Raw genomic sequence first — 22,683 nt, 5'->3', positions numbered from 1 at the left:
CTGTGTAAAGCAGTGCGGAGGCGTCAGGCTTTGAAGCTCTCGTCGACCGGCACCTGCATGGCATTGGCCAAGGCGTTTGTTTGGCTGGCGACGCCGATGATCTGCAATAGCTCGCGATACATCGCGTCATCCATCCCTTTGGCGCGGGCAGCAGCGGTGTGGGAGTGGCTGCAATAGGAACAACTGTTGGCGGCAGAAATGGCGATATAGATTAGCTCCTTGGTCAACGGGTCCAGAGCGCCGGGAGCCATGACCGTTTTGAGCCGGGCCCAGAGTGCGGCAAGTTGGTCCGGGTCATGCGCGAGGGCGCGCCAGAAGTTGTTGACGTAATCGGTGCCGCGGGCGGCGCGAATGTCGTCAAAGACGGCGCGCGCTTCGGGGCTTGCCTCTTGATCGGAGAGAAGTTTGACAACGGCCATGACGGGCCTCCCTTGGTTGCTTGCATCAGTGGTATTGAGGGCAAGCGATGGGCAATTGTCAAAGGGAGATGGCAAAAGAAAACCGCCGCCCTGTTGGGGGCGGCGGGTCTTTGTCCCTCGAAGTCCGTGACGGCTATTAGAAGCCCAGACCTTCGTATTTTTTCTTGAACTTGGACACGCGGCCGCCGGCATCCATCAGGCGGGTGCCGCCACCGGTCCAAGCCGGGTGCGCTGTGGGGTCAATGTCGAGCGACAGGGTGTCGCCTTCGGCTCCCCAGGTTGAGCGCACTTGGAAAATGGTGCCATCGGTCATTTTGACGTCGATGAAGTGATAGTCGGGATGAATATCTTTTTTCATTGATCAGACCCTCAGGCTTTCTTGGGTTTGTAGGTGCTGTCTTCTGCGATACGGGCGGATTTACCGCGACGCGAACGCAGATAGTAGAGCTTGGCGCGGCGGACACGGCCACGGCGAACAACCTCGATGCTGTCGATATTGGTCGAATGCAGGGGGAACACACGTTCCACGCCTTCGCCAAAGGAAATCTTGCGAACGGTGAACGAGCCGGCAATGCCTGCGCCGTTTTTGCGCGAGATGCAGACGCCTTCGTAGTTCTGTACCCGGCTACGCGTGCCTTCGGTTACTTTGTAGCCGACACGGATGGTGTCACCGGCTTTGAAATCGGGAATGTCTTTCCCGAGCGAGGCGATCTGTTCCGCCTCGAGTTCTGCGATCAGGTCCATTGACCTAACTCCTTCATTTGCTTGCGGTTTATCCCGCAAAGTGTTTGCGCGCCTCAGAGCTCCTGGTCTTCATCGGGTCCGCGTGTCGCGCCCGCCGGAGGTCAGCCGTCATTCCTTTTCATGTGTGTCTTGTCCCAGCGGTGTGCTTGTCACTTAGTCCGTCGAAGAAGACGGGGTGGGCAAGCCGCAATAAACAAAACGCCCGAGTCGGATTACCGCTTCGGGGAACGGGGGGTGTTTAGGCCAAGTGGGGGCCTCTGGCAAGGGGGAATGCGGCTAGCCGACCAGCTCACCAATCAGGGTTTTCGGGCGGACATCGGTGAAGTTTGGAATGTCTTTGAGAAGTGCGCCAGAGCCGGCCACGGCGGCATTCATTGCCTCCTGATCCGGAAACACGATCGTTGCAATCGCGTGGTAGGGGGGCGGTGTGTTGGGGCCACCGGAGATGCCTTTGGTCACAAAGCTTTCCTTGATGTGTTGGCCCATGTGGTCCTGCACGATCTGCATATGCGTGGTCAGGTAATAGTCCATGTCAAACGATGTGCCTTCGGTGAAGGGATAGATGACTTGCAGGGTAACAGGCATGGGGCGGGCTCCTCAGGGATTAGGTCTAGGTTTCGCGAGAGCCTAGCAAGCGCAGGCGCGCTTGTCTCAAGTGTCGTTACGGCGCAAATGTGCATCCCAGAGGTCGGGACGGCGTGTTCGGGTCAGCTCTTGGGATTGCGCGCGGCGCCATTTGGCGATTTCACCGTGGTTGCCCGAAGACAGGACCGCAGGGATACTGTGGCCCAGCCAGTCAGCCGGGCGGGTGTATTGCGGATGCTCAAGCAGGCCGTTGGAGAAGCTTTCCTCTTCGGTGCTGGCGGCGTTGCCGAGCACACCGGGGAGCAGGCGCACGGTCGCATCAAGAATGGCTTGCGCGGCGATTTCACCGCCGGTGAGGACAAAATCGCCCAAACTGATTTCTTCGATACCGTAGTGGTCGAGCACGCGTTGATCGACACCTTCGAACCGGCCACACAGCAGCGTAAGCCCGGGTTGGGCAGCGAATTGGCGGGCATGGGATTGGGTGAACGGCGTGCCGCGCGGGGAGAGGTAATAGAGCGGCAGGCGGGTCTTGGCGAGTTTGCGGGCGTGTTCGATCGCGTTACCTAGCACATCTGCACGAAGAACCATGCCCGCGCCGCCACCGGAGGGCGTGTCGTCGACATTGCGGTGCTTGCCGATCCCAAAGCGGCGCAGATCAACGGTTTCAAGTTGCCACAACCCATCCTTGAGGGCTTTGCCAGTCAGGCTTTCGCCGAGAACGCCGGGGAAGGCATCGGGGAAAAGTGTGATGACCTGTGCCGTCCACGCGTGGGCGAGGCGGGTTTCTTCCATCAGGCTGCGCGGTTGCAGGCTGGTTGAAATGGATTTGCGGCCATGTGATTTCTGTGGGTGTTGGGGTGTGTCGCTCATGGCGCTGTCATAGGCAATGGTGGCTGGGGCGTAAAGATGCCACGGGTGCGCGTCGGCTTAGCTCCATTGAGTTTCAAGCTTTTCGATTGCTTTGATGCGTTCGCCGGTTTTCGGGTGCGACAGAAGCCACGCAGGGGATTTGCCCATGTTGGTTTTGGTCAACGCCTCAAGTTTTTCGAACAGGGTCTTCTGCGGTGCGGTGCCGATCCCGGCTTTGGTGAGCAGGGCGGCTGCATATTCGTCGGCTTCGTATTCATCGGCGCGCGACAGCCGTGCGGCGACCAATGTGGTCAGGAAATTCGCAATGTAAGGGCCGACGCCGGGAATAAAGCGGCCAATGACCATCGCAATTGCAGTGCGTAGCGCGTTCTGCCCGGAAAAGTCGATCATCCGGCGGCGGGAATGGCCAAGCGCCACGTGACCGAGTTCATGGGCAATAACGGAGGCGAGCTCTTCTCCTGTAACCTCGCCTTGCCGGTATTTGTTATAAAAACCACGCGTGAGGAAGATGCGCCCATCCGGTGCGGCGAGGCCGTTTACCGGCTCGATCTCATAGAGATGCACGCGGATGCGCGGCAGGTCGAGCGCCTTGGCCATTTGGCCAAACAACGGTTTGAGCGTCGGGTCGAGCAGTTCGGTTGATTTGGCGTCAAGCTCACGGGCGGTGCGCCACGCGGAGAAGCGGTAGAGCACGAAACCGTAGAGGACGGCGAGAAGGATGGGCGTTAAGCGCAACATGGCTAAGATATGGGGCAGGGAGAGCGGGCTGGCAAGGTCAGCTCTGCCAACGGACCGGCATGGAGAGCGGACCGCGAAAGGCCCAGCCGTGAAACCGGGGGTCGCCCGCAAGAACGAGGTCGGGGAGGCGTTCAAAAAGCAGCGGTAGGGCGATGTCGGCGATCAAGGTGCGGGCGATAGCCGCGCCGCCGCAGAAATGCGGGCCTGCACCGAAGGGGATGGCGGGGCCGGTGTCGCGGGTGATGTCGAAACGCTCAGGGTCGGTGAAATGCGCCTCGTCATGGCCGGCGGAGGAAAACATGAAGAATACGCGGTCTTCAGGTTCGAACGTGACGCCGCAAGTGGTGTCGGCTTGGGCCACACGGCGGGGCGACATGCCGATGGGAGAAATCCAGCGCACATATTCATCGAACGCCCGCCCATAGCCGTGTTCACCGCGTTGGATCTGAGCAAGTTGGTCAGGGTGGGTGAGCAACGCCCATGCGGCTCCGGCGATGGCGTCGCGGGGTTCGTTTTGACCGCCGGAAATGATGAGCTTGATATTAGCGCGGGTGGTGGCGACGCTGAGACCGGCTTGCATTTGCACGGACAGGGCTGATTTGTCGGAATTTTGCGCCAAAACGGGCATCCGCTCGGTGATATGGGCGTCGATCGAAGCTGTGCAATCGTGGCAAGTCGCCTCTATCATAGCATCACCGCTGTAATTGGCGCAGCCGTCGATCATGCCTTGGCTGACGCGATCAAGCTCGGGCGCGGCCATATTGGTAAGGCCGGTGACCAGTTTAAGAGCCTCGGCAGAGGCGGGCATGGCGAAGTCGCGCACCAGATCACAGGCGCCTTGCGGGGCGAGGGTGTCAAGAATCCTCTCGGTCTTGGCGCGAAACAGAGGGGCCCAATGGTCGCGTGCGGTTTTGGGGGAGAGGCAGGGAAAGAGCGCGCGGCGTTCGGCGGAGTGGTCTGCGCCGTCTTTGCGCATCATGTTTTCGCCCATGAGGATGCTCATCAACCCGTCGGGTTGGTGCGAGGAAAACACATCGATCCTCTTTTCCTGCTCGAATATGTCGTTGCGCCGCGTGAAAAGGGTTGCGCCGAGTTCCGGCACGTAGGTTACCGGAGCGTTTTTGCGCATGTCGGCAAGGGTCGGGTAGGGATCAGCCGCGAAAACCGCGGGGTCGATATGGGTGACGGGGGCGTTAGACATCAGAGTTCCTTGCTTTTCTTCAATCGATGCTCGTGCATTGCGTGCAACAGCCAGCGGCCAGTAAGTGCCATTAAAGCGCCCCCCGCCAGCAGGCCGCTGATGTTGGTTGCGACATCGGCGGCGGCGCTGAGGCTGCTGCTGAACACGAATCCCAACCCGGAGTAGATTGAAACCCAGATAATTTCGCCAAAGACGGCCCAGAGTGTAAAGCGTGCCCAGCCCACACCCGCTGCCCCGGCAGAAAAATTCACATACGGGCCGAGCGGGCTGAACAACCAACGGCTGAGAAAGACGCCCGTAGCACCGCGTTTGCGTAACAGGTTGCGTGCGCGTGCAAGAATCGCGGCGCGGCGGGGATAGGTTTCGATAAGCTGCGCCAGCCTTTCCTGTCCGACAGTGCCAAGGTGAAAGCCGAGTTGATCGCCGAGAATTGCTCCGGTCAGGGCTGCAAGCATGGCCCCGGCGAGGTTGATATCCCCAGAGGCGGCAAAGGCACCGGAGGCCATCATCAGGAGCGATGAAGGCACGGGCAGGGCAAGGCAGCTTGCAAAGGTGGTGAGCGTCAGAAGCGGAATGCCGTAGGTGGCAAAAAGCTCGAAAAGCTGATCGGTCATTCGCCGGGGCCTTCGGAGAGAAGCGTCTGAAGTTCGGTGAGGAGTTGTTCGGCCGAAATGCCGCGCGTGCGGGCGATGTCGTGAAGAGTAACGCGTTGATCGGGCGGGGCCCCGATTGCCAGAGCCAACTCGCGCGGATCGCGCCCCCAAGAGTGGGCGACGTAACCGGGTGTCATCCATGCTTCGGGGACAAGATTACGGTGTGCCGGATCAGACCAGTAGACCGTAAACGCCACAAGCCGGGCAATAAAGAACAGCGAGGCCGCAGCGGCCACAAGAAACACAATAAGGCTGGGCCGGTGATGGCTCCAGAGGTGGCGAAACAAAGACATCTGAGGGGTCTCCCTAAGTGGGAGTTGACCCTGAATACTGCGTGGCATCAAGAGCGAGCTTTGCTCTGTCTTATGTTTCGTGACAGATTGCGGAGAACACTCAGGAGGCGGGCAATGACGGTGAACTATGCGTTGGACGATGGTTATGGCGCAGGCGCGCGGCTGGGACTGATCGTGCTTTCGACAGATGAGACGTTGGAAAACGAAGCGCGGCAAGTGTTGGCGGGTCGGCCCGTGAGCCTGCTTCATTCTCGTATTCCGGCGCAGGCCGAAGTGACGCCGGATGCGCTTGGCACGATGGAAGGGCATATCGAGAGCACCGCTGCGCTCTTGCCGGAGGGGCTGAGCGCGGTGGGGTTTGGCTGTACCTCCGGGGCGACGGTGATCGGGCCGGAACGGGTGGCTGCGTTGATCGGCGCGAAGCAGGGCGATGCGGCGGTGACCAACCCGATGAGTGCGGTTCTCGCAGCGCTTGGGGCGTTAGGGGCGCGGCGGATTGCCCTGCTGACGCCTTATGTAGACAGCGTGAATGAGCCGCTTGTTGCAGCGCTCAAGGCGGGCGGGGTGGAGGTGGTGAAGCGTGCGAGTTTCGAGGAGAGCAACGATTGGTCGGTGGCGCGGATCAGGGAGGCTGATACGCTGGCGGCAATGAAACAACTCGGGGCAGGGGGAATTGCGATGCCATTTTTGCCAGTTGCACCAACTTGCGGTGTTTTTCCGTTTTGGAAGAAGCGGAGGCGGTGACTGGGGTGCCGGTGATTTCGTCAAATCTTGCGCTGATCTGGCATATGCTGAAGCTCGCCGGGATAGAGGCAAAGGGCTGGGGGCCGGGGCGTTTGTTTCAACAGGCGTGACCTTTGGTGGCCGTCGAATTTATGAGAACCTTGAGAGAGACGAGAGTAGCGCGCGGCATTAGCGTGTCAGTTCACGCATGCCTTGTTCAATGCCTTTGAGCGTCATCGGGACCATGCGGTCTTCGAATATTTCGCGCATCATGCCGATGGAATGCGTGTAGCCCCAGTGTTTTTCTGGCACCGGGTTGATCCACATGTGGCTGGGCCATTGTTCGCGCGCGCGGGTGAGCCAGACCTGACCGCTTTCGGCGTTCCAATGCTCGTTTGCGCCGCCGGGGTAGGCGATTTCATAGGGGCTCATCGAGGCGTCGCCGACGAAAATGCATTTGTAGTCCGAGCCGTAAGTGCGCAGCACCTCCCAAGTGGGGGTTTGCGCGTCCCAGCGGCGGCGATTGTCGCGCCATACCCCCTCATAGAGGCAGTTGTGGAAGTAGTAATATTCGAGGTGTTTGAATTCGGTGCGCGCAGCGGAGAACAGCTCTTCCACGACCTTGATGTGTGGGTCCATCGAGCCGCCAACATCAAGAAACAACAGCACTTTGACAGCGTTGCGTTTTTCCGGGCGGGTTTTCACATCGAGATAGCCATGTTCGGCGGTGGCGCGGATGGTTCCGTCGAGATCAAGCTCTTCGTGGGCGCCATCACGGGCCCACCGGCGCAGGCGTTTTAGCGCGACCTTGATATTGCGGGTGCCGAGTTCGACGTCGCCGTCGAGGTTTTTGAAGTCACGTTTGTCCCAGACTTTCACAGCGCGTTGGTGGCGCGATTTGTCTTGGCCAATGCGCACGCCTTCAGGATTGTAACCATGAGCGCCGAAAGGGGAGGTGCCGGCGGTGCCGATCCATTTGTTGCCGCCTTGGTGGCGCCCTTCTTGTTCCTTGAGGCGCTCTTTCAATGTTTCCATCAGCTTGTCAAAGCCACCGAGCGATTTGATTTCTTCCATCTCCTCGGGGCTGAGGTGTTTTTCAGCCATTTTTTCGAGCCAGTCGCCGGGGATGTCGACGGCATTGAGCACGTCGGAGAGGGAGATGCCTTCGATGCCTTTGAAAGCCGTGGCAAAAGCGCGGTCAAACTTGTCGAGGTTGCGTTCATCTTTGACCATGGCCGTGCGCGACAGATAGTAGAAGCCATCAATGTCATAGGTGACGAGGCCGGAGCTCATGCCTTCGAGGAAGGTGAGGTATTCACGCAAGCTTACAGGGATGCCCTGATTGCGGAGGGCTTCAAAGAAAGGCAGAAACATCGCTTAGCCGCCCGCCTGCCGAACGATCAGGATATTGATGACCAGCGTGACGATCGCAAAGAGGATGCCGAAAATCGCACCGTATTGGGCCATGTCGAGCGGTTTACCACCGCGCCGCTTGGCTGTGAAAATACCGATGAGCACCCCAAGGGCGGCTCCGATCCAGACCATGTTTCTTACCCGCGTTTGCCTTTTAGCGGGTTGAGCGCGCCGATTTCACGCAATTTCGCGCGCACGGCCCAATCCGCGCCAAATCCGTAACGCGCCCAGCCCAGACTGTCCAGTCGGACCGTGGCTGCTTCTGAGGCGCGACCGGTGAGTTCGAGGGCCTCAGCGCGCAAAAGCATGAGGGTTGAGAGCAGGGCGGCGTTTTCATATCGGGCGGCCACGGGGATGGCGCCGTTGACATAGGACAGAGCGCCCGGACCGTCGCCCTGCGTCAGCGCATGGGCGGCGAGTTGAGAGGCGGTGTAGGCCTGATGCAGCGAGGTATGAGGCGAGGCGCGGTAGAACCGCTCGGCTGTTTTGAAGTGTCCGAGGGCGGCTTCGGGGTCGGTGGCGGCGGACAGGCGGCCCATGGCGTAATGCGCAAAGGCGCGGCGGTGATCCTGCCAGCCGAGAGACTGGGCGATTTGCAACGCGTTGCGGGCGGCAATGCGGCGTTGGCTGTGCGTTGCGCCGGGGCCGAGGGCGGTCTGGATGGCACGAATCCAGCTGCGCGGTGTGGGGGCGGGGCGGTAGGAGGCGGCCTGTTCTCCGCCCGGGTTTAGCCGGGCCAGAATGGCAGGTAAACGGGCTGCGACCTGTCGGCGGGTCATGCCGTTGGACAGCTGCGGCGAATAAAACGCGCGCAGGATCAGCATATCAAAGCCGGTCAGCACCGTGTGCACGTTATCATCATTGAAAACGGAATCGGGCAGGCGGTAGAGGTCGTTCAATGGGCCAATGGCCTGAGCGAGTTCTTCGTGCAGGCAATCACGCACCTCTTGAGGCGAGGCGTCAGAGGGCACAAAAACGGCCATTGTTTCACGTTTGCGAAGCAGACCCCAATTGGCTTTGGACGAGCGGCGCGCGGCGCGATATTGCGAAATATCGGTGATATTCGGCACAACAAAGCAGGCGGCATGCGGCAGGTTCTTGCGGATCTGTGCGCGGGTGACGGCCTGAACCGTGATGTTGGCATGCGGCGCACGGGTGAGCGACACGCGAAGTCCGGCCTCGGTGTTCAGTCGATAGATCAGCCGTGTCAGGTCTGGCATCAAGGTCGAGGGCGCGGTGCCGGTGACGCGGATCGTGATCGGCTGTTCAAAGCGGGTCAGAACCGGCAATTCACGGCCAGATTCGAGCTTGAAAGCCAGTTCGAGGAAATCGCGTTGAATGTCGATGTTCGAGCGTCCGGGGCGAACGGGCGTCGGGGTTGAGAAGGTCTTGATCGGGGGCAGCGCGCTCATCGCGGCGGGCTGTGCCGCGCGCGAGGCCTGATCAGGCATGGCGCCGGGCATACAGCCGACGAGCAAAAGGCAAAAAGGCAGGAGGTGATTTCGCAAGGTTCAGCCCTTTCCCAGAAAAACCGAAAGGGTTTTTTTCTGGCCGTTGCATGACAAGCAGATTGCCAGGCGTTTGCCTTGGAAAGGGGAAATGCGGGTGGAGGTGAGGGGCGCGTTGTGCCGATCTGCGCAGAGCCTGCGCAAAAAGAGATCGGGCACCAGATTGCTGGCTTCCACGGGTTGTATTCCTGCCTTGTTTTCTTCGTTGGCAGGACTTTTGCCTACCTTTCCTGTCATGCTTAGGGAGCAAATAAGGCAAAAACGTGGCAGGTGGTTTGGGGCTGGGGTTAATGCTGCTGTTCTGGGGAGAAAATTAATGAATACAGTGTGTTATGGTGGTGTTTTCAAGCAACAGTTTGAGGCGCGACTGCTGTTTCCCGACGTTATTCGGGTTTGGTCACGGTTTCACGATACCAGACATATATTCCTGCGCCGGCGATGATAAGGCCACCGAGTATTGTGAGCCTGTCGGGGAAATCGCCGAAGATAAACGCGCCGTAGAAGGTAGAAAAGACAAGGCCGAAATAGGCGAAGGGGGCGAGCATTCCAGCCTCGCCCAGTATCAGTGCGCGGATCAGAGTGAGTTGCCCCAGAGTCCCGCAGAGCGCAATGCCGATCATGATGGGCAGGTCAGCCGCAGCGATAGGGTGCCAAAAGAACGGTACAGCGATGGAGAGCGCGACGGCTCCGAAGAGTGCGGTGTAGAACAGCGACGTCCATGCGTCCTCGTCGCGCCCCACAAATCGGGTGGTGAGCGTATAAGCGGAATAACAAATCGCGGCGCCGAGGGGCAAAAGAGAATAGGGCGTGAAAACGTCGGCGCCGGGGCGGATCACGAGAAAGGCTCCAACACAGGCGGCGGCAATGGCGGCGGCGCGACGCAGTCCAAAACCTCGCCCAAAAAGACCGCCGCACCAAGGGTGATAAAGAGCGGGTTGGTCGACATGATCGCGGCGGCTTCGGCGAGGCCGATATGTGAAATGCCGAAGAAAAAGATCGTTGCGCCCATGAGGTAGATGGAACGCGCCAGTTGTAGCTTGGGATAGCTGGTGCGCAGAACGGTGCGCAGGCGGGGCAGGACGAGCACAAAGACAACGAGAGTTTGGCCAAGGTAGCGAACCCAAAGCGTTGGCACCGTCCCAATCCGCTCTGACAGAAGCTTGGCCAGCGCATCCATTGTCGAGAACATGAAGATTGTGGCGATCATCAGCAGGATCGCGGTGGCCTTGACCGAGAACGGGCGCATCAAGGGGCTTTTGCCAGTCCTGTGCCGATCATGCTGTCACGGGTGACCAGCTTTGCAAGGCTTGCCTCGTCCATGTCTTCGGTTCCGTTTGGGCGGGTTGGCAGGACGATGTAGCGCATATCAGCGGTGCTGTCGTAGACCCGTATTTGCGTTTCTTGCGGAAGTGTTACGCCAAACTCTTCAAGGACTTTTCGCGGTTCTTTGACGGCGCGAGAGCGATAAGCGCGGGTTTTATACCAATCGGGCGGCAGGCCAAGCAAGTTGCGCGGATAGCAAGAGCAGAGCGTGCAGACGATAAGGTTGTGGGTGTCTTCGGTGTTTTCGACTGCGATGAGATTGAGCGCGCCGATGTCGTAACCCATTTCACGGCTGGCGGCGGAGGCGTCAGAAAGCAAGCGGGACTTGAATGCGGGATCGCTCCAGGCGCGGGCAACAACTGCGGCGCCGTTCGCAGGGGAGCGCGCGTCCATCGTGTCAATCTGGGCGGAGATCTCGGCGGCGGTGGTGTGCCGCTTTTTGATCAAAAGCTCCCGCACGGCGATTTCCATGGTCTGCCAATATGTGAGCGGTGCATCATTGTCAGCGCGATATGGGTGGCCTGACGGGGACATGCCGTCGTGGTCGTGGTCGTGATGGTCATGCGGCATCAGAGTGGCCCTTGATCAGGAGTGTCGCGGTGATAGGGCAGTGGTGCATGGTCATTCTGCGGGCTCCAGCCAATGGGCATAGATTTCGGCATCTAGCGTGTCGTCTGGCGTCTCGGCTTCTTGGCCCCAGATTTCTGCCATTGTGAAGCGGACGCGGTAGAGCGGCTGTTTCTCGGCCTTGAGGCCGTAGGCGAGTTTCTCAGGGTTGGGAAAGGCACCGAGGGGCCGCTCGATTTGACCGGTTTTGCCACGCAAGTAGGCCGGTGCGCGGACGTGACCGGGGGGCATCATGGTTTTGACGCGGACTTTTTGCTGCGCCGGATTTTGTTGGTCGAGGTCAGGCACTGGCGTCACCATAGGTATCGCCGCGCGCACACACCTCTTCCATTTTAGCGCCAAGCTCTTCGATGGAGTAGAGGCCGGCCTCGAGCAGGTTTTGATTTACCGCAGCGATCCAGCGCTCGTAGTAGGAATATTTCTCATAGGCGTCCTCGCCCATGTCTTCGAGGGCGCGGCGCAAACCATCAACTGTGAAATGGCCCTTGGTGCTCATGAGCACTTGGAGCGCATCGACGCGTTTTTCCCAGAGGGCAAAATCGTGGTCGTCCAGAGGGACGGGGCCAGCGGATTGGCCGCCCATGTCATGCCAGCGGCGACCGTCAAACGTGGTGTCAGAAGTTTCCATGCAAGAAGGTTAGGTGGCCGTGGCCGGAGTGTCCAGAGCCCAGACGCCGGCGGAACCAACGACTAGCTATCCTCATCTTCCTCTTCGTCAGGGTCGATCATGATGATCTCGCCCGAGGCTTGAAGGGCGCGAATGGCGGCAACGACTTCATTAAACGCAGCTTCACCGTCTTTTGGTTTGATTTTCCCCATTTCGCTGGCCTCGTCGCGCATGTTTTCGGCCATCCGTTTGGAAATATTCGCCAAAATGAACTCTGCTGCGTCTTTCAAGTCTTCGTTTGCATTACCCAAAGCATAGGCGAGTGCTGTCGAGAGCACCTGTTGTTCCACGTCGCGGGTGATTTTGGGTGCGTCGACGGGGTTAATTCGGGTCGGGATATGGGCGAATGTAAAGATTGCCTTGCGCACGCGTTGGGAAAATTCGGCATCATCTTCATCGAGCCCGGTGAGCACGTCATCGCGGGTGTTGGCCTGGCTGATGTTGAGGATTGCGCCGAGCCTTTCTTCGGGGTCTTCGTCAAAGGCGCGCAACGGCTCCATTTCGAATTGCGCGGCGAGGGAGAGACCGATGCGGTCCACAGCTTCTGGCGTGACTTTGCTGGTTAGGGACACGGCATAAGTGATGTGGCGCGCTTTGGCCCCGGGCAGTTTACCAAGCAATTCAGCAGCCTTTTGAACCGGGAGTTTGGAAAGGAGAACGGCGGCGACTTCGATGCTTTCACGTTCGATGAGCGGAACGAGTTTTGTGGCGGGAAGGTCGCGAATAAACTCCCACGGGTCGCCGATTTGGCGCACGCCCGCTTCTTTGCGCAGGCGGGCAGTGGTCTGGGGGGAAATCTTGCCGTCAAGCGCGCTGAGCGCCCCGGCGAGGCCACGCGGGAAAGTCAGGCCCATCGCCTCAAGCTCATCCGCGAATTCACCGACCACGGTTTGCAGCGTGTTTCGGTCAATGTAGCGCATTGAGCCCATTTGCTGGGTCAGCGCGGTTTGCAAGTCGTCGGGGAGTTGGGAAAGGGGGACGTCCGCGCCTTCTTGCAACAAGAAACGCACGATTATGGCTGCCTTGGCCCGCGGCGCGAGTGATTTCACGTCGAGTTTTTGCAACGCGCCCTGGGCGGAGCTTTTGGCGATCTGTCGCAAGTGAGGGTCCTCTGATCGGCCTGGATTGGCGTCAGGTTACCCATCAATAGGTAAAGAACACCTGAAAGCAGGTGCAAAAACAACCGGCACGGCTTGGATTAAAAGCGAAGTGTCAGCTGTTGGTTTGTGGTTCGCATGTGCTTGAGGCGGCATCAAAAGACATGCCTTCTGCGCAGGACATGGCGTGTTGGTCGTGCGCGGGACAAGCCAGCGCGAACGACGGGGCCAAGATGAGGGCAATAACTGTCAACTTAAGGTTCATAAGGAGTCCTCTCGTAGATTGTGAGGATAGAATAGCACAAAACCGTTGGCGGTGCTTCCTTTTCGTTTGAACCAGCCATTTCATGGGCATGTTCTTGCACAACGCCCGCCGACACCGATGCGCTGTAAGGCGCAAGAGGCGTGGTGGGATGCCTGTGGCGGGCGTTGAGGGGTTGGGTGTTTAGACCGTGAGAAAGGGTGGGTTGGTTTAGTCTCCAAACACGCGCTTAAAGATCGTATCGACGTGCTTGGTGTGATAATCCATATCGAATTTCGCTTCGATCTGATCCGCGCCGAGAGCTGCGACGACGTCGGCATCGCCAAGTAGCTCTTCTTTGAAGTCGGTGCGGTGTTCCCAAACCTTGAGCGCATTGCGCTGCACCATGGAATAGGCGTCTTCGCGGCTGACGCCTGCCTGTGTGAGAGCGAGAAGGACTCGTTGGCTCATCACGAGCCCGGGGAATTTGTTCATGTTGTCGAGCATGTTTTCAGGGAAAATCAACATCTTGTCGATCACACCGGTGAGGCGCGCGAGGGCAAAGTCGAGCGTTACGGTGGCGTCGGGGCCGATCATGCGTTCGACGGAGGAATGCGAGATGTCGCGCTCGTGCCAGAGCGCCACGTTTTCCATCGCAGGAACCACCGCCATGCGCACAAGGCGGGCGAGGCCGGTGAGGTTCTCGGTCAGCACCGGGTTTTTCTTGTGCGGCATTGCCGATGAGCCCTTCTGGCCCATTGAGAAAAACTCGGCACCTTCGAGCACTTCGGTCCGTTGCATGTGGCGGATTTCGATGGCCACGTTTTCGATCGACGAGGCTATCACGCCGAGGCAGGCGAAGAAGGCGGCATGGCGGTCGCGTGGGATTACTTGGGTGCTGATTGGTTCGGGGGACAGGCCGAGCTGTTCGCAGACATGCTCTTCGACGCGCGGATCGATGTTTGCGAAGGTGCCAACCGCGCCGGAAATGGCACCGGTGGCGATTTCTTCGCGGGCGGTGCGCAGGCGGGTCAAGTTGCGGTCCATTTCGGCGTAAAACCGAGCGAAGGTCAGGCCCATTGTCGTCGGTTCAGCATGAATGCCGTGCGAGCGGCCAACGCGCAGGGTCATCTTATGCTCTAATGCGCGGCGTTTAAGGGCGGCGAGTAGCGCTTCCATATCGGCGAGGAGAATGTCGGCGGCACGCACAAGTTGCACGTTGAGGCAGGTGTCGAGCACATCTGATGAGGTCATGCCCTGATGCACGAAGCGGGCCTCTTCGGAGCCGACATGTTCGGCCAGATGCGTCAGGAAGGCGATGACGTCATGTTTGGTCACGGCTTCGATTTCATCAATGCGGGCGACGTCGAATTCGACATCTTTGGCTTTCCAGACAGCTTCGGCATTCTCGCGCGGGATCACGCCGAGATCGGCCATCGCATCGCATGCATGGGCTTCGATTTCGTACCAGATGCGGAACTTGGTTTCCGGGGACCAGATGGCGACCATTTCGGGGCGGGAATAGCGGGGGATCATAATGCGGCCTCGTTGCGTTGTGTGCGGGGCAGGACGGGTGGCGCGGCCCCTGTTGTCAGGGGCGGTTTAGAGCGATGGCGCCAAATGAACAAGGCGCGAGCGAAGCAATGGGACAGAATGCCCGGATGGAATGCGGGAAATCGCGCAAACCCGTGTGCCGGTGGACGCGATCGAAAGCTTGAAAAGCGGCCACCTTGCAGAGAAAGCGCGGGCGCAGTGACCGGCTTTCTCTGTTTGAGGGGGCGCGTGTTCGCGGTTCAAGCCGGCTGCGATGCGTCCGCCAGTGTGGTGATGATTTCAGAGGATCGTTCAAGCGTGCGATGAACCGGGCAACGATCTGCGATTTCCAGCAGTCTAGCGCGCTGATCCACACTCAGGCTCCCGGTGAGGGTAACCTCGCGGCGAAACTCGTCGATTTTGTCGCTGTTTCCGGCGCTTGCGTCCTGTGCGTGGACTTTGGCGTGATGCACATCGACGCTGACATGCTCCAGCGGCCAGCCCTTGCGACGGGCATACATGCGGATCGTCATAGACGTGCAGGCCCCGAGACCGGCAGACAGGAACCCATAGGGCGACATGCCTCGGTTGGTGCCGCCATAGGCTTCGGGCTCATCAGCCAGCGCGTGGTGGTGAGGGCCGGACATGATATCCTGAAGAAAACCGGCAGGATCAGCTTCACTGACGCGGGTGATGTCTTCGGGCGCGCCGGGGGGCGGGGCAGGCGGGCGCAGGCCGAGATAGCGCTTCGCCCAAGTAACGATGACACCTGCGGCATATTCTGCATCATCCGGGCGGCTGATCAAATGGTCGGCTTCATCCAAGGTGACGAAGCTTTTGGGGTGTTTGGCGGCACGGAAGATTTCGGCCGCATTGTCGATGCCGACAATGGCGTCACGCGGGGCGTGCATGATCAACAGGGCTTTGCCCAGCTTGGCAACCGCGGCCTGCATGTCATGGCTTGATATATCGTCAAGAAAAGCGCGGCCAATTGTAAAGGGCCGCCCGCCCAGTTCGACCTTGGCGTGACCCTGCGTGCAAATCGTGTCGATGGAGTCAGAAAAGTTTTGCGTGACATGTGCAGGATCGAAAGGCGCACCAATGGTGGCGACTGCCCGGCTGGACGGGATATCAGCGGCCACGCGCAGCATTGCGGCTCCGCCAAGGGAATGACCGATCAGCAGGTCGGGTGCCATGCCCTCGCTCTCGAGCCAGCGCGAGGCGGCGCGCAGGTCTTCGAGATTTGTGCTGAAGGTGGTATTGGCGAATTCACCTTCGGAGTGGCCTAGCCCGGTGAAATCGAACCTGAGCACAGCGATGCCTGCTGCAGTGAGACGCCCCGCGATACGTCGCGCAGCAGGGATGTCCTTGGAACAGGTGAAGCAATGCGCGAAAAGTGCTGTGGCCAGATGCGGGCCAGAAGGCAAATCAAGGCGTGCGGCCAGTTCGACCCCGTTATGCCCGGGGAAGGTGATGCGTCGGGTATTCATGACATGTCCTTTCGCCTTGTAGAGTGGGCGGCGGCGGAGACAATGACAAGGGATGTGACAAGCGGGTCACGGGGGTGTGACGCGGAGTGTAAGGGGGCGATGAGATCAGGTTTCTCCCATTAGCGCCGGGTCAAAGGGGTAAGTTGTAAGCCTTTCATAACCGGTTTCGGTAATGAGCACCTGATCTTCGAGCTTGATGGAAAAATCACCGCCGTCTTCGCCCACGGCGGCCTCGACACAGAGCACCATGCCGGGTTCGAGGGCGTAATCGAAAGCGCCGTCGACGGCTTTGTCCGGATAGGCGACGAGCGGCCATTCATCGCAGAGGCCGACCCCATGCATCAGGCAGCCGTATTTCTGTTTTTGAAATTTCTCGTCAAGCCGGTGCGCATTGGCGGTCAGTTCGGGGATGGTGACGCCGGGACGCAGCATTTCCATGTTGGTCATGATGTGTTCATGGGCATGGCGCATCGCGTAAACCATTGCGTTGGTGGGTTTATTATCCCCAACCCACCAGGTGCGTGAAATGTCGATGCAAATGCCGTAGGACGAAATCAGATCGGTGTCGAAGGCAATGATCTCGTTGTTTTGGACAATTCTTGGGCCGCATTCCTGAAACCACGGATTGGTGCGGGGGCCAGAGGACAACAGCCGCGTTTCGATCCATTCACCGCCGCGTCGGATGTTTTCGGCATGTAGCACCGCCCAGATGTCGTTTTCACTGGTTTGCCCCTGTGGCACCATTTCGCGAGCAAAATTCTCCATCAACCGGACAGATGTTTCACAAGCGTGGTTGGCGCATCGCATCGCTTTGATCTCGTCTGGACCTTTAATAGCGCGGGTTTTTTCCGTGACTTCTTCACCTTCCATGATCTCGAAGCCTTGGGCTTCGAGCGCGCGCAACCCGTGTAACATGACTTTATCAACAGCAAGGCGCGTGTTGCTGCCAGCGTGCTCTGAGATGAGGGAGCGGACCTCGTTGGCAAAAACACCGGCCTGCGCCGCAGCCCTGTCGCCGCGATCAAAATAAAACAGATCAGCGCCTGCGCGTTGCTCTCGCACAAGTGGGTTGAAAGTGCTGAGGAAGGGCGCATTCTTGTAATCCCAGATGACCATATAGCCATCGGCACAAAGCAGTACCGCGCGAAAGGGGTTGTGGGTGTTCCAAAGCTGCATGTTGGTGCTGTCGGTGGCGTAGCGGATGTTGAGGGGATCAAACATTAGGAGCCCACCATAGCCCCGTTCAACGATTGCGTTGGTGAGGCGTTGCCAGCGGAATTCGCGCATCCGGGGCAGGTTGGGCAATTCGAGGCTCGCTGCCGCCCATTCCTCAAATGCGAGTTGGGTGGGTCCGATTTCGATGCGGTCCTTATCGTTGGGAGTGCCATCTCCCAATGTTTGGCCGCGGGTGGGATCAATCTTGCGTATATCGCTATAGTGGTTCATGCGAAGCCTCCCTTGGGCGTAGTCGAGCGGAGGGCAGGCCGGTTGGCTATTTCGATTACGACGCGGGATGGCGTTTTTGGGATGATTTCCCGGAAGCGGTGTCTTAGCAAAGGGCATGAGACGCGACGAGATTCTCCAAAAGCAATTGCCGTATGATCCGCTGGTGCCCAAGCCCTTGCCCGGTATCGCACCGCTTGAAAGGGCGGACTGGTTGCGCGTGGATGAGGCCTTTGCAGGGCAGATGCGCCGCCGCGAGGAATTGATCCAAGGCGCGCGGTCCAAGGTTATCGCAATGAGTGACGGCGGGCGCGCAGCGGCGGAAGAGCTGCTCTCATTGGTCATTGCGGCGCAATTGGAAAAGCCGGGGTTTGCGCGCGAGGGTGAGCGGATTTCAAGGCCTGATGGTGTCAGTGTGGCAATCGATTGGAGCGACCCGTTGGCGACGGTTGGACAGTTGGCGCAAGAAGATTTCTGTCTGCTGCAAAAAGCAGAGGGAGAAGACGAGCATGTGCTAACGGCTGCTGTGCTGTGCTTTCCAGCGAGTTGGAGCCTTGACGAGAAATTCATGCGCCCGTTGGTTGGCATTCATATTCCCGTTGATAGCTATGATGAGAATATTGCTAAGCGGGTGCAGCGCTTGTTTGATGGGGTGCGGGCTGAACGCCCGCTTTGGCGGTTCAACGCGCTTTGGTATCAAGACCCCGAGCTACACCAGCCGCGTCGGCAAGATGCCCGGCGCGAAGAGCGGGAGGCGCAGGATTTGCCGTATCTCCGTTCAGAATTGCAGACGATCCGCCGGTTGCCGGCGACCGATGCTGTGGTGTTTGGCATCCACACCCATGTTTTGCACAGATCGGATGTGATCGGAGGCGGATAAAAATGCACCGCCCCCGATCAGGTTCAAGTCGCAAACAGCACCATATGGGGTGTGCCGTCTGACGTTCGTTCGTGCGTGACACCCTGGCCATTGATGACGCAGGAGACTTGTCGGCGGAAGTTCGAGAACGCCTTGGAGGCCACAACGTCAACTGGCTGGTCAAAAACCAACGTCAAACGCCAAAAACCTCCGGTGCTTTCGGTTGCCGATTTAATGCGCGCGGTGAAAGCGTGGCCGAGGTAGCGGCCTGTCACAGCTTGGCCGATCTGCCACCTTGGCGCTGGGTTTTGCCGCTTGGCGCTTGCTTGAGCGGTGTTCCAGTCGCGAAAGCCGTGCTGTCTTGCAACTGTTTCGAGGGCCTCTGAATGGCTGAGAGGGGTGCCGGCATAGGCCATGGCTTCGCGCAGGCGTTTGGCCAACGTTTTTAGCCCGTCAGGTGAGGGTATAAAGTCTGTCATTTTTCTGCTCCCGTGGGTCATGGGAAGAGACGGGGCCCGCATTGCCGCCTGCTCGTGACCATCGGGGTCAGAGAGGGGGACAGTTCTTAAACAGGGCTTCACCAAAGGCCAAAGGCCCGCGGACGGCAGGGGCCTGCACCACGAAGGCAGCAGATAGGGATGGGATGCGGGCCTGTCAAGTGGACCGGCCCGTATCACCGATTAGCCGTCGATTTTGGCGCCCATGATGGCAAGAGACTGTTGATATACGCTGGCGGCGTTCCATTCTTTTAGAACGCGGTAGTTGTGCGAGCCTTTTTGATAGCTTTGACCGGGCTTCCAACCTTTTGCGCGCAGGTAATTCGCTGTCGACGCAAGCGCATCGGATTGATTGTAAAAATCAACGCGCCCGTCGCCATTTGCATCAACGCCATAAGCCATGGCATTGCCGGGTAGAAATTGGGTGTGCCCTAGCTCACCGTGCTTGGCTCCTTTTGTGTTGGGTGAGATCGAACCGCGATCTACCAGCTTCAGCGCGCCAATGGCATGCGGGCGAAAGAAATCGGAGCGGCGGCAATCATAGGTGAGGGTCACGATGGCGGAGACGACATTGCTGTCGCCCATGAAATTGCCGAACCCGGTTTCCATGCCGTGAATTGCGATGATCACACCGGCGGGCACGCCAAATTGCTTTTCAAGGCTGGCGTAAAAGCCCGCGTTGCGTGCTTTGCGTTTGCGTCCTTGGGCGATGATCGCGTTGGTGCCACGGATCTTCATGAATTTCTGAAGGCTGTAGCGGAAGCTTTTCTGATTGCGGTCAGCAGCAATTGTGCGGCTGGCATAGCGGGATGCAGCAAGGGCCTGAAGGCCGCGTTTTTTCACGCCTGCTTTTCGGGCCTCCTTGGCGAAGGCGGCTTTCCATGCGTTGAAGCCCGATGCCGTATTGCCGCAATTGGCGGCCTGAAGCGGGGCTGTAAGGGAAAGCACAAGAGCTGGCACAGCCAGAGACAGTGAAAAACGCTTGGAAAACCGCATGAAAAATACTCCCGACAAATCAGATTCCTTTATAGGCAGGAGATTACAGGTGAAGGCCGCAGAAGGCCAAGCCCGAATACATGACTTGCCACGGGGAAAAAACGCTGCGTCAACCCAATTCCAACGCATCAGACCGAATTGACGCGAGGGTGTCTGCGCACGTTAGGGTGCTTTTAACGCGCAAGGGAGGCAGCGATGGGACATATTGGCAAGGACGTAGTGCTGGATAATCCGGCGATGGTGCATGACAGTGCGCAGCTTTATGGCAAGGTATATATTGGGCAGGGGGCGTCGGTTTGGCCCAATGTGGTGACGCGGGCGGAGATGTATGAAATTCGCATCGGCGCGCGCAGCAACATTCAGGATTTCGTGATGATCCATGTGGGCAATTTCACGCCGACAATAGTAGGCGAGGACTGCTCGATCACGCATCACGTTACGTTGCATGGATGCGAAATTGGTGATCGGTGCCTGATCGGAATTAACGCCACGATCATGGATGGGGCAAAGATCGGGGCGAATTCCATTGTCGCGGGTCATTCCATCGTAACGGAGAACGCCGAGTTTCCCGAAAATTCGATCATTGCGGGGGTTCCTGCAAAACAGGTCGGCACCCGCGATTGCGGCGCGGCAAACCTTGGCAATGCGCGATTCTACGAGATGAACGCACAGAACTATGGGGAGGGGCGTGAACGGTTGAGCGCCGAACAGATCGAAGCGTTGGCGAAGGTGTTCGGTTCAAAATGACTTCGGAACACGTATAGCAAAGAAAAAAGGGCGCTTTGCGAAGCGCCCTTTTTGGTTTTTGGTTCAAAGGGTGGGCATTCGCCCACTTTACCTCAGCAGCTGTAGTACATGCCGAATTCAACCGGGTGAGGCGTGTGCTCATAAAGCTCAACTTCTTCCATTTTCAGGTCGATGTAACCGTCGATCTGATCCTTGGTGAAGACGTCACCAGCGAGCAGGAAGTCGTGATCCGAGGCCAAAGCGTCAAGAGCTTCGCGCAGCGAGCCGCAGACGGTCGGGATGTCGGCCAGCTCTTCTGCGGGCAGGTCATAGAGGTTTTTATCCATGGCTTCGCCGGGGTCGATTTTCGACTTGATGCCGTCAAGGCCAGCCATCAGCAGGGCGGCAAAGCAGAGATAGGGGTTCGCCGCCGGATCAGGGAAGCGGGCCTCAACGCGCTTGGCTTTGGGCGATTCTGTCCAAGGAATACGAACACAGCCCGAACGGTTGCGAGCCGAGTAGGCGCGCAGAACAGGTGCTTCGAAACCCGGGATCAAACGCTTGTAAGAGTTGGTCGACGGGTTGGTGAAGGCGTTGAGCGTCTTCGCGTGCTTCAGAATGCCACCGATGAAGTAGAGGGCTTCTTGGCTGAGGTCAGCATATTTGTCGCCAGCAAAGAGCGGCTTGCCGTCTTTCCAGATCGACATGTTGACGTGCATACCGGTGCCGTTGTCGCCATAGATCGGCTTGGGCATGAACGTCGCCGATTTGCCATAGGCGGCGGCCACGTTGTGGATCACGTATTTGTATTTCTGAAGCTCGTCCGCCTGTTCGGTCAGCGAGCCGAAGATCAGGCCGAGTTCGTGCTGGCAGGAGGCCACTTCGTGGTGGTGTTTGTCGACCTTCATGCCCATGCGTTTCATGGTCGAGAGCATCTCCGAACGGATGTCTTGTGCATCGTCGATCGGGTTGACGGGGAAGTAGCCGCCCTTGATGCCCGGACGGTGACCCGAGTTGCCCATTTCATATTCGGTGTCGGTGTTCCACGACGCGTCGATTGCATCAACTTCGTAAGATACTTTGTTGATTTTGTTCTCGAAACGCACATCGTCGAACAGGAAGAATTCGGCTTCTGGGCCGAAATAGGAGATGTCGCCAATGCCCGAAGATTTCAAGTAGGCTTCGGCTTTCTCGGCTGTGCCGCGCGGGTCGCGCTCATAGGATTCACCGGTGTCGGGCTCGACGATAGAGCAATGCACGGCCAGTGTTTTTTCCGCATAGAACGGATCAAGATAAACACTTTCGGTGTCGGGCATGAGCTTCATGTCCGAAGATTCGATGGATTTCCAACCAGCGATGGAGGATCCGTCGAACATGAAACCTTCTTCGAGGAAGTCTTCGTCAACAAGATCCGACACAACGGTTACGTGCTGCAACTTGCCGCGCGGGTCAGTGAAACGGATATCAACATAGTCGATTTCTTCGTCTTTGATTTGCTTGAGAACGTCTTTGATGCTCATTCCCTTGGTCCTTTTCGTCTTTGGAATGGTCTAAATTATGTGCCGCGCGGATCAGAGCGCGTCGGAGTCGGTTTCGCCGGTACGGATGCGGATGGCTTGTTCGACCGAGCTGACGAATATCTTGCCGTCGCCGATCTTGTCTGTTTTGGCGGCGTCTACGATGGCTTCGATAGCAGCATCGACCTGATCGTCGTCGAGCACGACTTCAAGCTTCACTTTGGGCAGGAAATCCACGACGTATTCCGCACCGCGGTAAAGTTCTGTGTGGCCTTTCTGTCGGCCAAAGCCCTTCACCTCGATCACGCTGAGGCCCTGAACACCAACGTCTTGCAGTGCTTCCTTCACCTCGTCGAGCTTGAAGGGCTTGATGATGGCTTCGATCTTTTTCATGTTGGGCCTCTCCCTCGCCAATGCAGTCCGGGGTTTGAGACCACTTCTCAAATCCGGGTGCAAATGGGTAAGGTGGTGATGAGGGGGTCGTTGCCAAGTCGCCCAAGCATATGCTTATTTTTTG

Annotated in this window: 29 protein-coding genes; 4 read left to right on the top strand and 25 right to left on the bottom strand. The window is 58.4% G+C overall.

Annotation, left to right across the window (positions count from 1 at the left end; translation table 11 throughout):
* Positions 1-23: 23 nt before the first annotated feature.
* The 9 genes from N4R57_12570 to N4R57_12530 form a co-directional block, all read right to left on the bottom strand.
* On the bottom strand, positions 24-419 hold the full coding sequence (locus tag N4R57_12570; protein UYV35888.1) for a carboxymuconolactone decarboxylase family protein: 396 nt from the start codon (positions 417-419) through the stop codon (positions 24-26).
* Positions 420-555: 136 nt separating this feature from the next.
* Positions 556-777, bottom strand: a complete 222-nt coding sequence (rpmE, locus tag N4R57_12565; GenBank protein ID UYV35887.1) for a 50S ribosomal protein L31 — start codon at positions 775-777, stop codon at positions 556-558.
* Between the two features lie 11 nt (positions 778-788).
* On the bottom strand, positions 789-1,163 hold the full coding sequence (rplS, locus tag N4R57_12560; GenBank protein ID UYV35886.1) for a 50S ribosomal protein L19: 375 nt from the start codon (positions 1,161-1,163) through the stop codon (positions 789-791).
* Between the two features lie 276 nt (positions 1,164-1,439).
* On the bottom strand, positions 1,440-1,748 hold the full coding sequence (locus N4R57_12555) for an EthD family reductase (protein ID UYV35885.1): 309 nt from the start codon (positions 1,746-1,748) through the stop codon (positions 1,440-1,442).
* A 66-nt stretch (positions 1,749-1,814) separates the two neighbouring features.
* Positions 1,815-2,621: a tRNA (guanosine(37)-N1)-methyltransferase TrmD gene (trmD, locus tag N4R57_12550; GenBank protein ID UYV35884.1), complete on the bottom strand. Its 807-nt coding sequence runs from the start codon at positions 2,619-2,621 to the stop codon at positions 1,815-1,817.
* A 57-nt stretch (positions 2,622-2,678) separates the two neighbouring features.
* Positions 2,679-3,359: a M48 family metallopeptidase gene (locus N4R57_12545; protein ID UYV35883.1), complete on the bottom strand. Its 681-nt coding sequence runs from the start codon at positions 3,357-3,359 to the stop codon at positions 2,679-2,681.
* A 37-nt stretch (positions 3,360-3,396) separates the two neighbouring features.
* On the bottom strand, positions 3,397-4,560 hold the full coding sequence (locus tag N4R57_12540) for a cytochrome P450 (protein ID UYV35882.1): 1,164 nt from the start codon (positions 4,558-4,560) through the stop codon (positions 3,397-3,399).
* The gene (locus N4R57_12535; protein UYV35881.1) at positions 4,560-5,174 is read right to left on the bottom strand and encodes a VTT domain-containing protein; all 615 of its coding nucleotides are present in this window, start codon (positions 5,172-5,174) and stop codon (positions 4,560-4,562) included. Before N4R57_12535 ends, N4R57_12540 begins: the two co-directional genes overlap by 1 nt.
* Positions 5,171-5,506: a hypothetical protein gene (locus tag N4R57_12530; GenBank protein UYV35880.1), complete on the bottom strand. Its 336-nt coding sequence runs from the start codon at positions 5,504-5,506 to the stop codon at positions 5,171-5,173. The genes N4R57_12535 and N4R57_12530 overlap by 4 nt, the downstream gene beginning before the upstream one ends.
* 114 nt (positions 5,507-5,620) lie before the next feature.
* On the opposite strand from N4R57_12530, the gene N4R57_12525 reads away from it, so the two are divergent.
* Complete coding sequence (locus N4R57_12525) at positions 5,621-6,250, top strand: Asp/Glu racemase (protein UYV35879.1); 630 nt, start codon at positions 5,621-5,623, stop codon at positions 6,248-6,250.
* On the top strand, positions 6,211-6,360 hold the full coding sequence (locus tag N4R57_12520; GenBank protein UYV35878.1) for a hypothetical protein: 150 nt from the start codon (positions 6,211-6,213) through the stop codon (positions 6,358-6,360). Before N4R57_12525 ends, N4R57_12520 begins: the two co-directional genes overlap by 40 nt.
* Positions 6,361-6,418: 58 nt before the next feature.
* Here N4R57_12520 and N4R57_12515 read toward each other — a convergent pair whose 3' ends face one another.
* From N4R57_12515 to N4R57_12460, 12 genes are all read right to left on the bottom strand, one after another.
* Entirely contained in the window at positions 6,419-7,603 is a 1,185-nt protein-coding gene (locus N4R57_12515) for a VWA domain-containing protein (protein UYV35877.1), read from the bottom strand.
* A gap of 3 nt (positions 7,604-7,606) precedes the next feature.
* The gene (locus N4R57_12510) at positions 7,607-7,774 is read right to left on the bottom strand and encodes a hypothetical protein (GenBank protein UYV35876.1); all 168 of its coding nucleotides are present in this window, start codon (positions 7,772-7,774) and stop codon (positions 7,607-7,609) included.
* A gap of 5 nt (positions 7,775-7,779) precedes the next feature.
* Entirely contained in the window at positions 7,780-9,150 is a 1,371-nt protein-coding gene (locus tag N4R57_12505; protein UYV35875.1) for a DUF2927 domain-containing protein, read from the bottom strand.
* Between the two features lie 383 nt (positions 9,151-9,533).
* Complete coding sequence (locus N4R57_12500) at positions 9,534-9,986, bottom strand: DMT family transporter (GenBank protein UYV35874.1); 453 nt, start codon at positions 9,984-9,986, stop codon at positions 9,534-9,536.
* On the bottom strand, positions 9,983-10,396 hold the full coding sequence (locus N4R57_12495; protein ID UYV35873.1) for an EamA family transporter: 414 nt from the start codon (positions 10,394-10,396) through the stop codon (positions 9,983-9,985). Before N4R57_12495 ends, N4R57_12500 begins: the two co-directional genes overlap by 4 nt.
* A complete protein-coding gene (gene nthA / locus N4R57_12490) occupies positions 10,396-11,043 on the bottom strand; it encodes a nitrile hydratase subunit alpha (protein ID UYV35872.1) in 648 nt (215 codons plus the stop codon). Before nthA ends, N4R57_12495 begins: the two co-directional genes overlap by 1 nt.
* A 51-nt stretch (positions 11,044-11,094) precedes the next feature.
* Complete coding sequence (locus N4R57_12485; protein ID UYV39570.1) at positions 11,095-11,334, bottom strand: nitrile hydratase subunit beta; 240 nt, start codon at positions 11,332-11,334, stop codon at positions 11,095-11,097.
* Positions 11,335-11,380: 46 nt separating this feature from the next.
* Positions 11,381-11,683 carry a nitrile hydratase subunit beta gene (locus N4R57_12480; GenBank protein ID UYV39569.1) on the bottom strand — a complete coding sequence of 101 codons (303 nt, stop codon included), beginning with the start codon at positions 11,681-11,683 and terminating at the stop codon, positions 11,381-11,383.
* 107 nt (positions 11,684-11,790) lie between these two features.
* Entirely contained in the window at positions 11,791-12,858 is a 1,068-nt protein-coding gene (locus tag N4R57_12475) for a flagellar motor switch protein FliG (protein UYV39568.1), read from the bottom strand.
* A 478-nt stretch (positions 12,859-13,336) separates the two neighbouring features.
* Entirely contained in the window at positions 13,337-14,641 is a 1,305-nt protein-coding gene (gene purB, locus N4R57_12470) for an adenylosuccinate lyase (protein UYV35871.1), read from the bottom strand.
* A gap of 257 nt (positions 14,642-14,898) precedes the next feature.
* Positions 14,899-16,128, bottom strand: coding sequence for a bifunctional alpha/beta hydrolase/OsmC family protein (locus N4R57_12465; protein ID UYV35870.1), 1,230 nt, complete (start codon positions 16,126-16,128; stop codon positions 14,899-14,901).
* 105 nt (positions 16,129-16,233) lie between these two features.
* Positions 16,234-17,574: a Xaa-Pro peptidase family protein gene (locus N4R57_12460; GenBank protein ID UYV35869.1), complete on the bottom strand. Its 1,341-nt coding sequence runs from the start codon at positions 17,572-17,574 to the stop codon at positions 16,234-16,236.
* A gap of 115 nt (positions 17,575-17,689) precedes the next feature.
* Here N4R57_12460 and N4R57_12455 point away from each other — a divergent pair, with 115 nt between their 5' ends.
* On the top strand, positions 17,690-18,451 hold the full coding sequence (locus tag N4R57_12455) for a DUF3445 domain-containing protein (GenBank protein UYV35868.1): 762 nt from the start codon (positions 17,690-17,692) through the stop codon (positions 18,449-18,451).
* Positions 18,452-18,474: 23 nt separating this feature from the next.
* On the opposite strand, the gene N4R57_12450 is transcribed toward N4R57_12455, so the two are convergent.
* Together N4R57_12450 and N4R57_12445 are read right to left on the bottom strand one after the other, a co-directional pair.
* On the bottom strand, positions 18,475-18,909 hold the full coding sequence (locus N4R57_12450; protein UYV35867.1) for a glyoxalase superfamily protein: 435 nt from the start codon (positions 18,907-18,909) through the stop codon (positions 18,475-18,477).
* 201 nt (positions 18,910-19,110) lie between these two features.
* The gene (locus N4R57_12445) at positions 19,111-19,923 is read right to left on the bottom strand and encodes a lytic murein transglycosylase (GenBank protein UYV39567.1); all 813 of its coding nucleotides are present in this window, start codon (positions 19,921-19,923) and stop codon (positions 19,111-19,113) included.
* A 195-nt stretch (positions 19,924-20,118) separates the two neighbouring features.
* Between N4R57_12445 and N4R57_12440 the strand changes: the two genes are divergently transcribed.
* Entirely contained in the window at positions 20,119-20,670 is a 552-nt protein-coding gene (locus N4R57_12440) for a gamma carbonic anhydrase family protein (GenBank protein ID UYV35866.1), read from the top strand.
* 92 nt (positions 20,671-20,762) lie between these two features.
* Here N4R57_12440 and glnA read toward each other — a convergent pair whose 3' ends face one another.
* Positions 20,763-22,169, bottom strand: a complete 1,407-nt coding sequence (gene glnA / locus N4R57_12435) for a type I glutamate--ammonia ligase (GenBank protein UYV35865.1) — start codon at positions 22,167-22,169, stop codon at positions 20,763-20,765.
* Between the two features lie 51 nt (positions 22,170-22,220).
* Positions 22,221-22,559: a P-II family nitrogen regulator gene (locus N4R57_12430; protein ID UYV35864.1), complete on the bottom strand. Its 339-nt coding sequence runs from the start codon at positions 22,557-22,559 to the stop codon at positions 22,221-22,223.
* Between the last annotated feature and the right edge of the window lie 124 nt (positions 22,560-22,683).

It is taken from the genome of Rhodobacteraceae bacterium D3-12 (genome assembly GCA_025916135.1).
GTDB lineage: Bacteria > Pseudomonadota > Alphaproteobacteria > Rhodobacterales > Rhodobacteraceae > JAKGBX01.
The sequence above is the reverse complement of the archived record's forward strand: the minus strand, read 5'-3'. Positions and strand labels throughout refer to the sequence as shown.

Coding starts and splice junctions, on each gene's coding strand:
- N4R57_12570 (UYV35888.1), bottom strand. CDS start 419: ATGGCCGTTGTCAAACTTCTCTCCGATCAAGAGGCAAGCCCCGAAGCG.
- rpmE (UYV35887.1), bottom strand. CDS start 777: ATGAAAAAAGATATTCATCCCGACTATCACTTCATCGACGTCAAAATG.
- rplS (UYV35886.1), bottom strand. CDS start 1,163: ATGGACCTGATCGCAGAACTCGAGGCGGAACAGATCGCCTCGCTCGGG.
- N4R57_12555 (UYV35885.1), bottom strand. CDS start 1,748: ATGCCTGTTACCCTGCAAGTCATCTATCCCTTCACCGAAGGCACATCG.
- trmD (UYV35884.1), bottom strand. CDS start 2,621: ATGAGCGACACACCCCAACACCCACAGAAATCACATGGCCGCAAATCC.
- N4R57_12545 (UYV35883.1), bottom strand. CDS start 3,359: ATGTTGCGCTTAACGCCCATCCTTCTCGCCGTCCTCTACGGTTTCGTG.
- N4R57_12540 (UYV35882.1), bottom strand. CDS start 4,560: ATGTCTAACGCCCCCGTCACCCATATCGACCCCGCGGTTTTCGCGGCT.
- N4R57_12535 (UYV35881.1), bottom strand. CDS start 5,174: ATGACCGATCAGCTTTTCGAGCTTTTTGCCACCTACGGCATTCCGCTT.
- N4R57_12530 (UYV35880.1), bottom strand. CDS start 5,506: ATGTCTTTGTTTCGCCACCTCTGGAGCCATCACCGGCCCAGCCTTATT.
- N4R57_12525 (UYV35879.1), top strand. CDS start 5,621: ATGACGGTGAACTATGCGTTGGACGATGGTTATGGCGCAGGCGCGCGG.
- N4R57_12515 (UYV35877.1), bottom strand. CDS start 7,603: ATGTTTCTGCCTTTCTTTGAAGCCCTCCGCAATCAGGGCATCCCTGTA.
- N4R57_12510 (UYV35876.1), bottom strand. CDS start 7,774: ATGGTCTGGATCGGAGCCGCCCTTGGGGTGCTCATCGGTATTTTCACA.
- N4R57_12495 (UYV35873.1), bottom strand. CDS start 10,396: ATGCGCCCGTTCTCGGTCAAGGCCACCGCGATCCTGCTGATGATCGCC.
- nthA (UYV35872.1), bottom strand. CDS start 11,043: ATGCCGCATGACCATCACGACCACGACCACGACGGCATGTCCCCGTCA.
- N4R57_12485 (UYV39570.1), bottom strand. CDS start 11,334: ATGATGCCCCCCGGTCACGTCCGCGCACCGGCCTACTTGCGTGGCAAA.
- N4R57_12480 (UYV39569.1), bottom strand. CDS start 11,683: ATGGGCGGCCAATCCGCTGGCCCCGTCCCTCTGGACGACCACGATTTT.
- purB (UYV35871.1), bottom strand. CDS start 14,641: ATGATCCCCCGCTATTCCCGCCCCGAAATGGTCGCCATCTGGTCCCCG.
- N4R57_12465 (UYV35870.1), bottom strand. CDS start 16,128: ATGAATACCCGACGCATCACCTTCCCCGGGCATAACGGGGTCGAACTG.
- N4R57_12460 (UYV35869.1), bottom strand. CDS start 17,574: ATGAACCACTATAGCGATATACGCAAGATTGATCCCACCCGCGGCCAA.
- N4R57_12455 (UYV35868.1), top strand. CDS start 17,690: ATGAGACGCGACGAGATTCTCCAAAAGCAATTGCCGTATGATCCGCTG.
- N4R57_12450 (UYV35867.1), bottom strand. CDS start 18,909: ATGACAGACTTTATACCCTCACCTGACGGGCTAAAAACGTTGGCCAAA.
- N4R57_12445 (UYV39567.1), bottom strand. CDS start 19,923: ATGCGGTTTTCCAAGCGTTTTTCACTGTCTCTGGCTGTGCCAGCTCTT.
- N4R57_12440 (UYV35866.1), top strand. CDS start 20,119: ATGGGACATATTGGCAAGGACGTAGTGCTGGATAATCCGGCGATGGTG.
- glnA (UYV35865.1), bottom strand. CDS start 22,169: ATGAGCATCAAAGACGTTCTCAAGCAAATCAAAGACGAAGAAATCGAC.
- N4R57_12430 (UYV35864.1), bottom strand. CDS start 22,559: ATGAAAAAGATCGAAGCCATCATCAAGCCCTTCAAGCTCGACGAGGTG.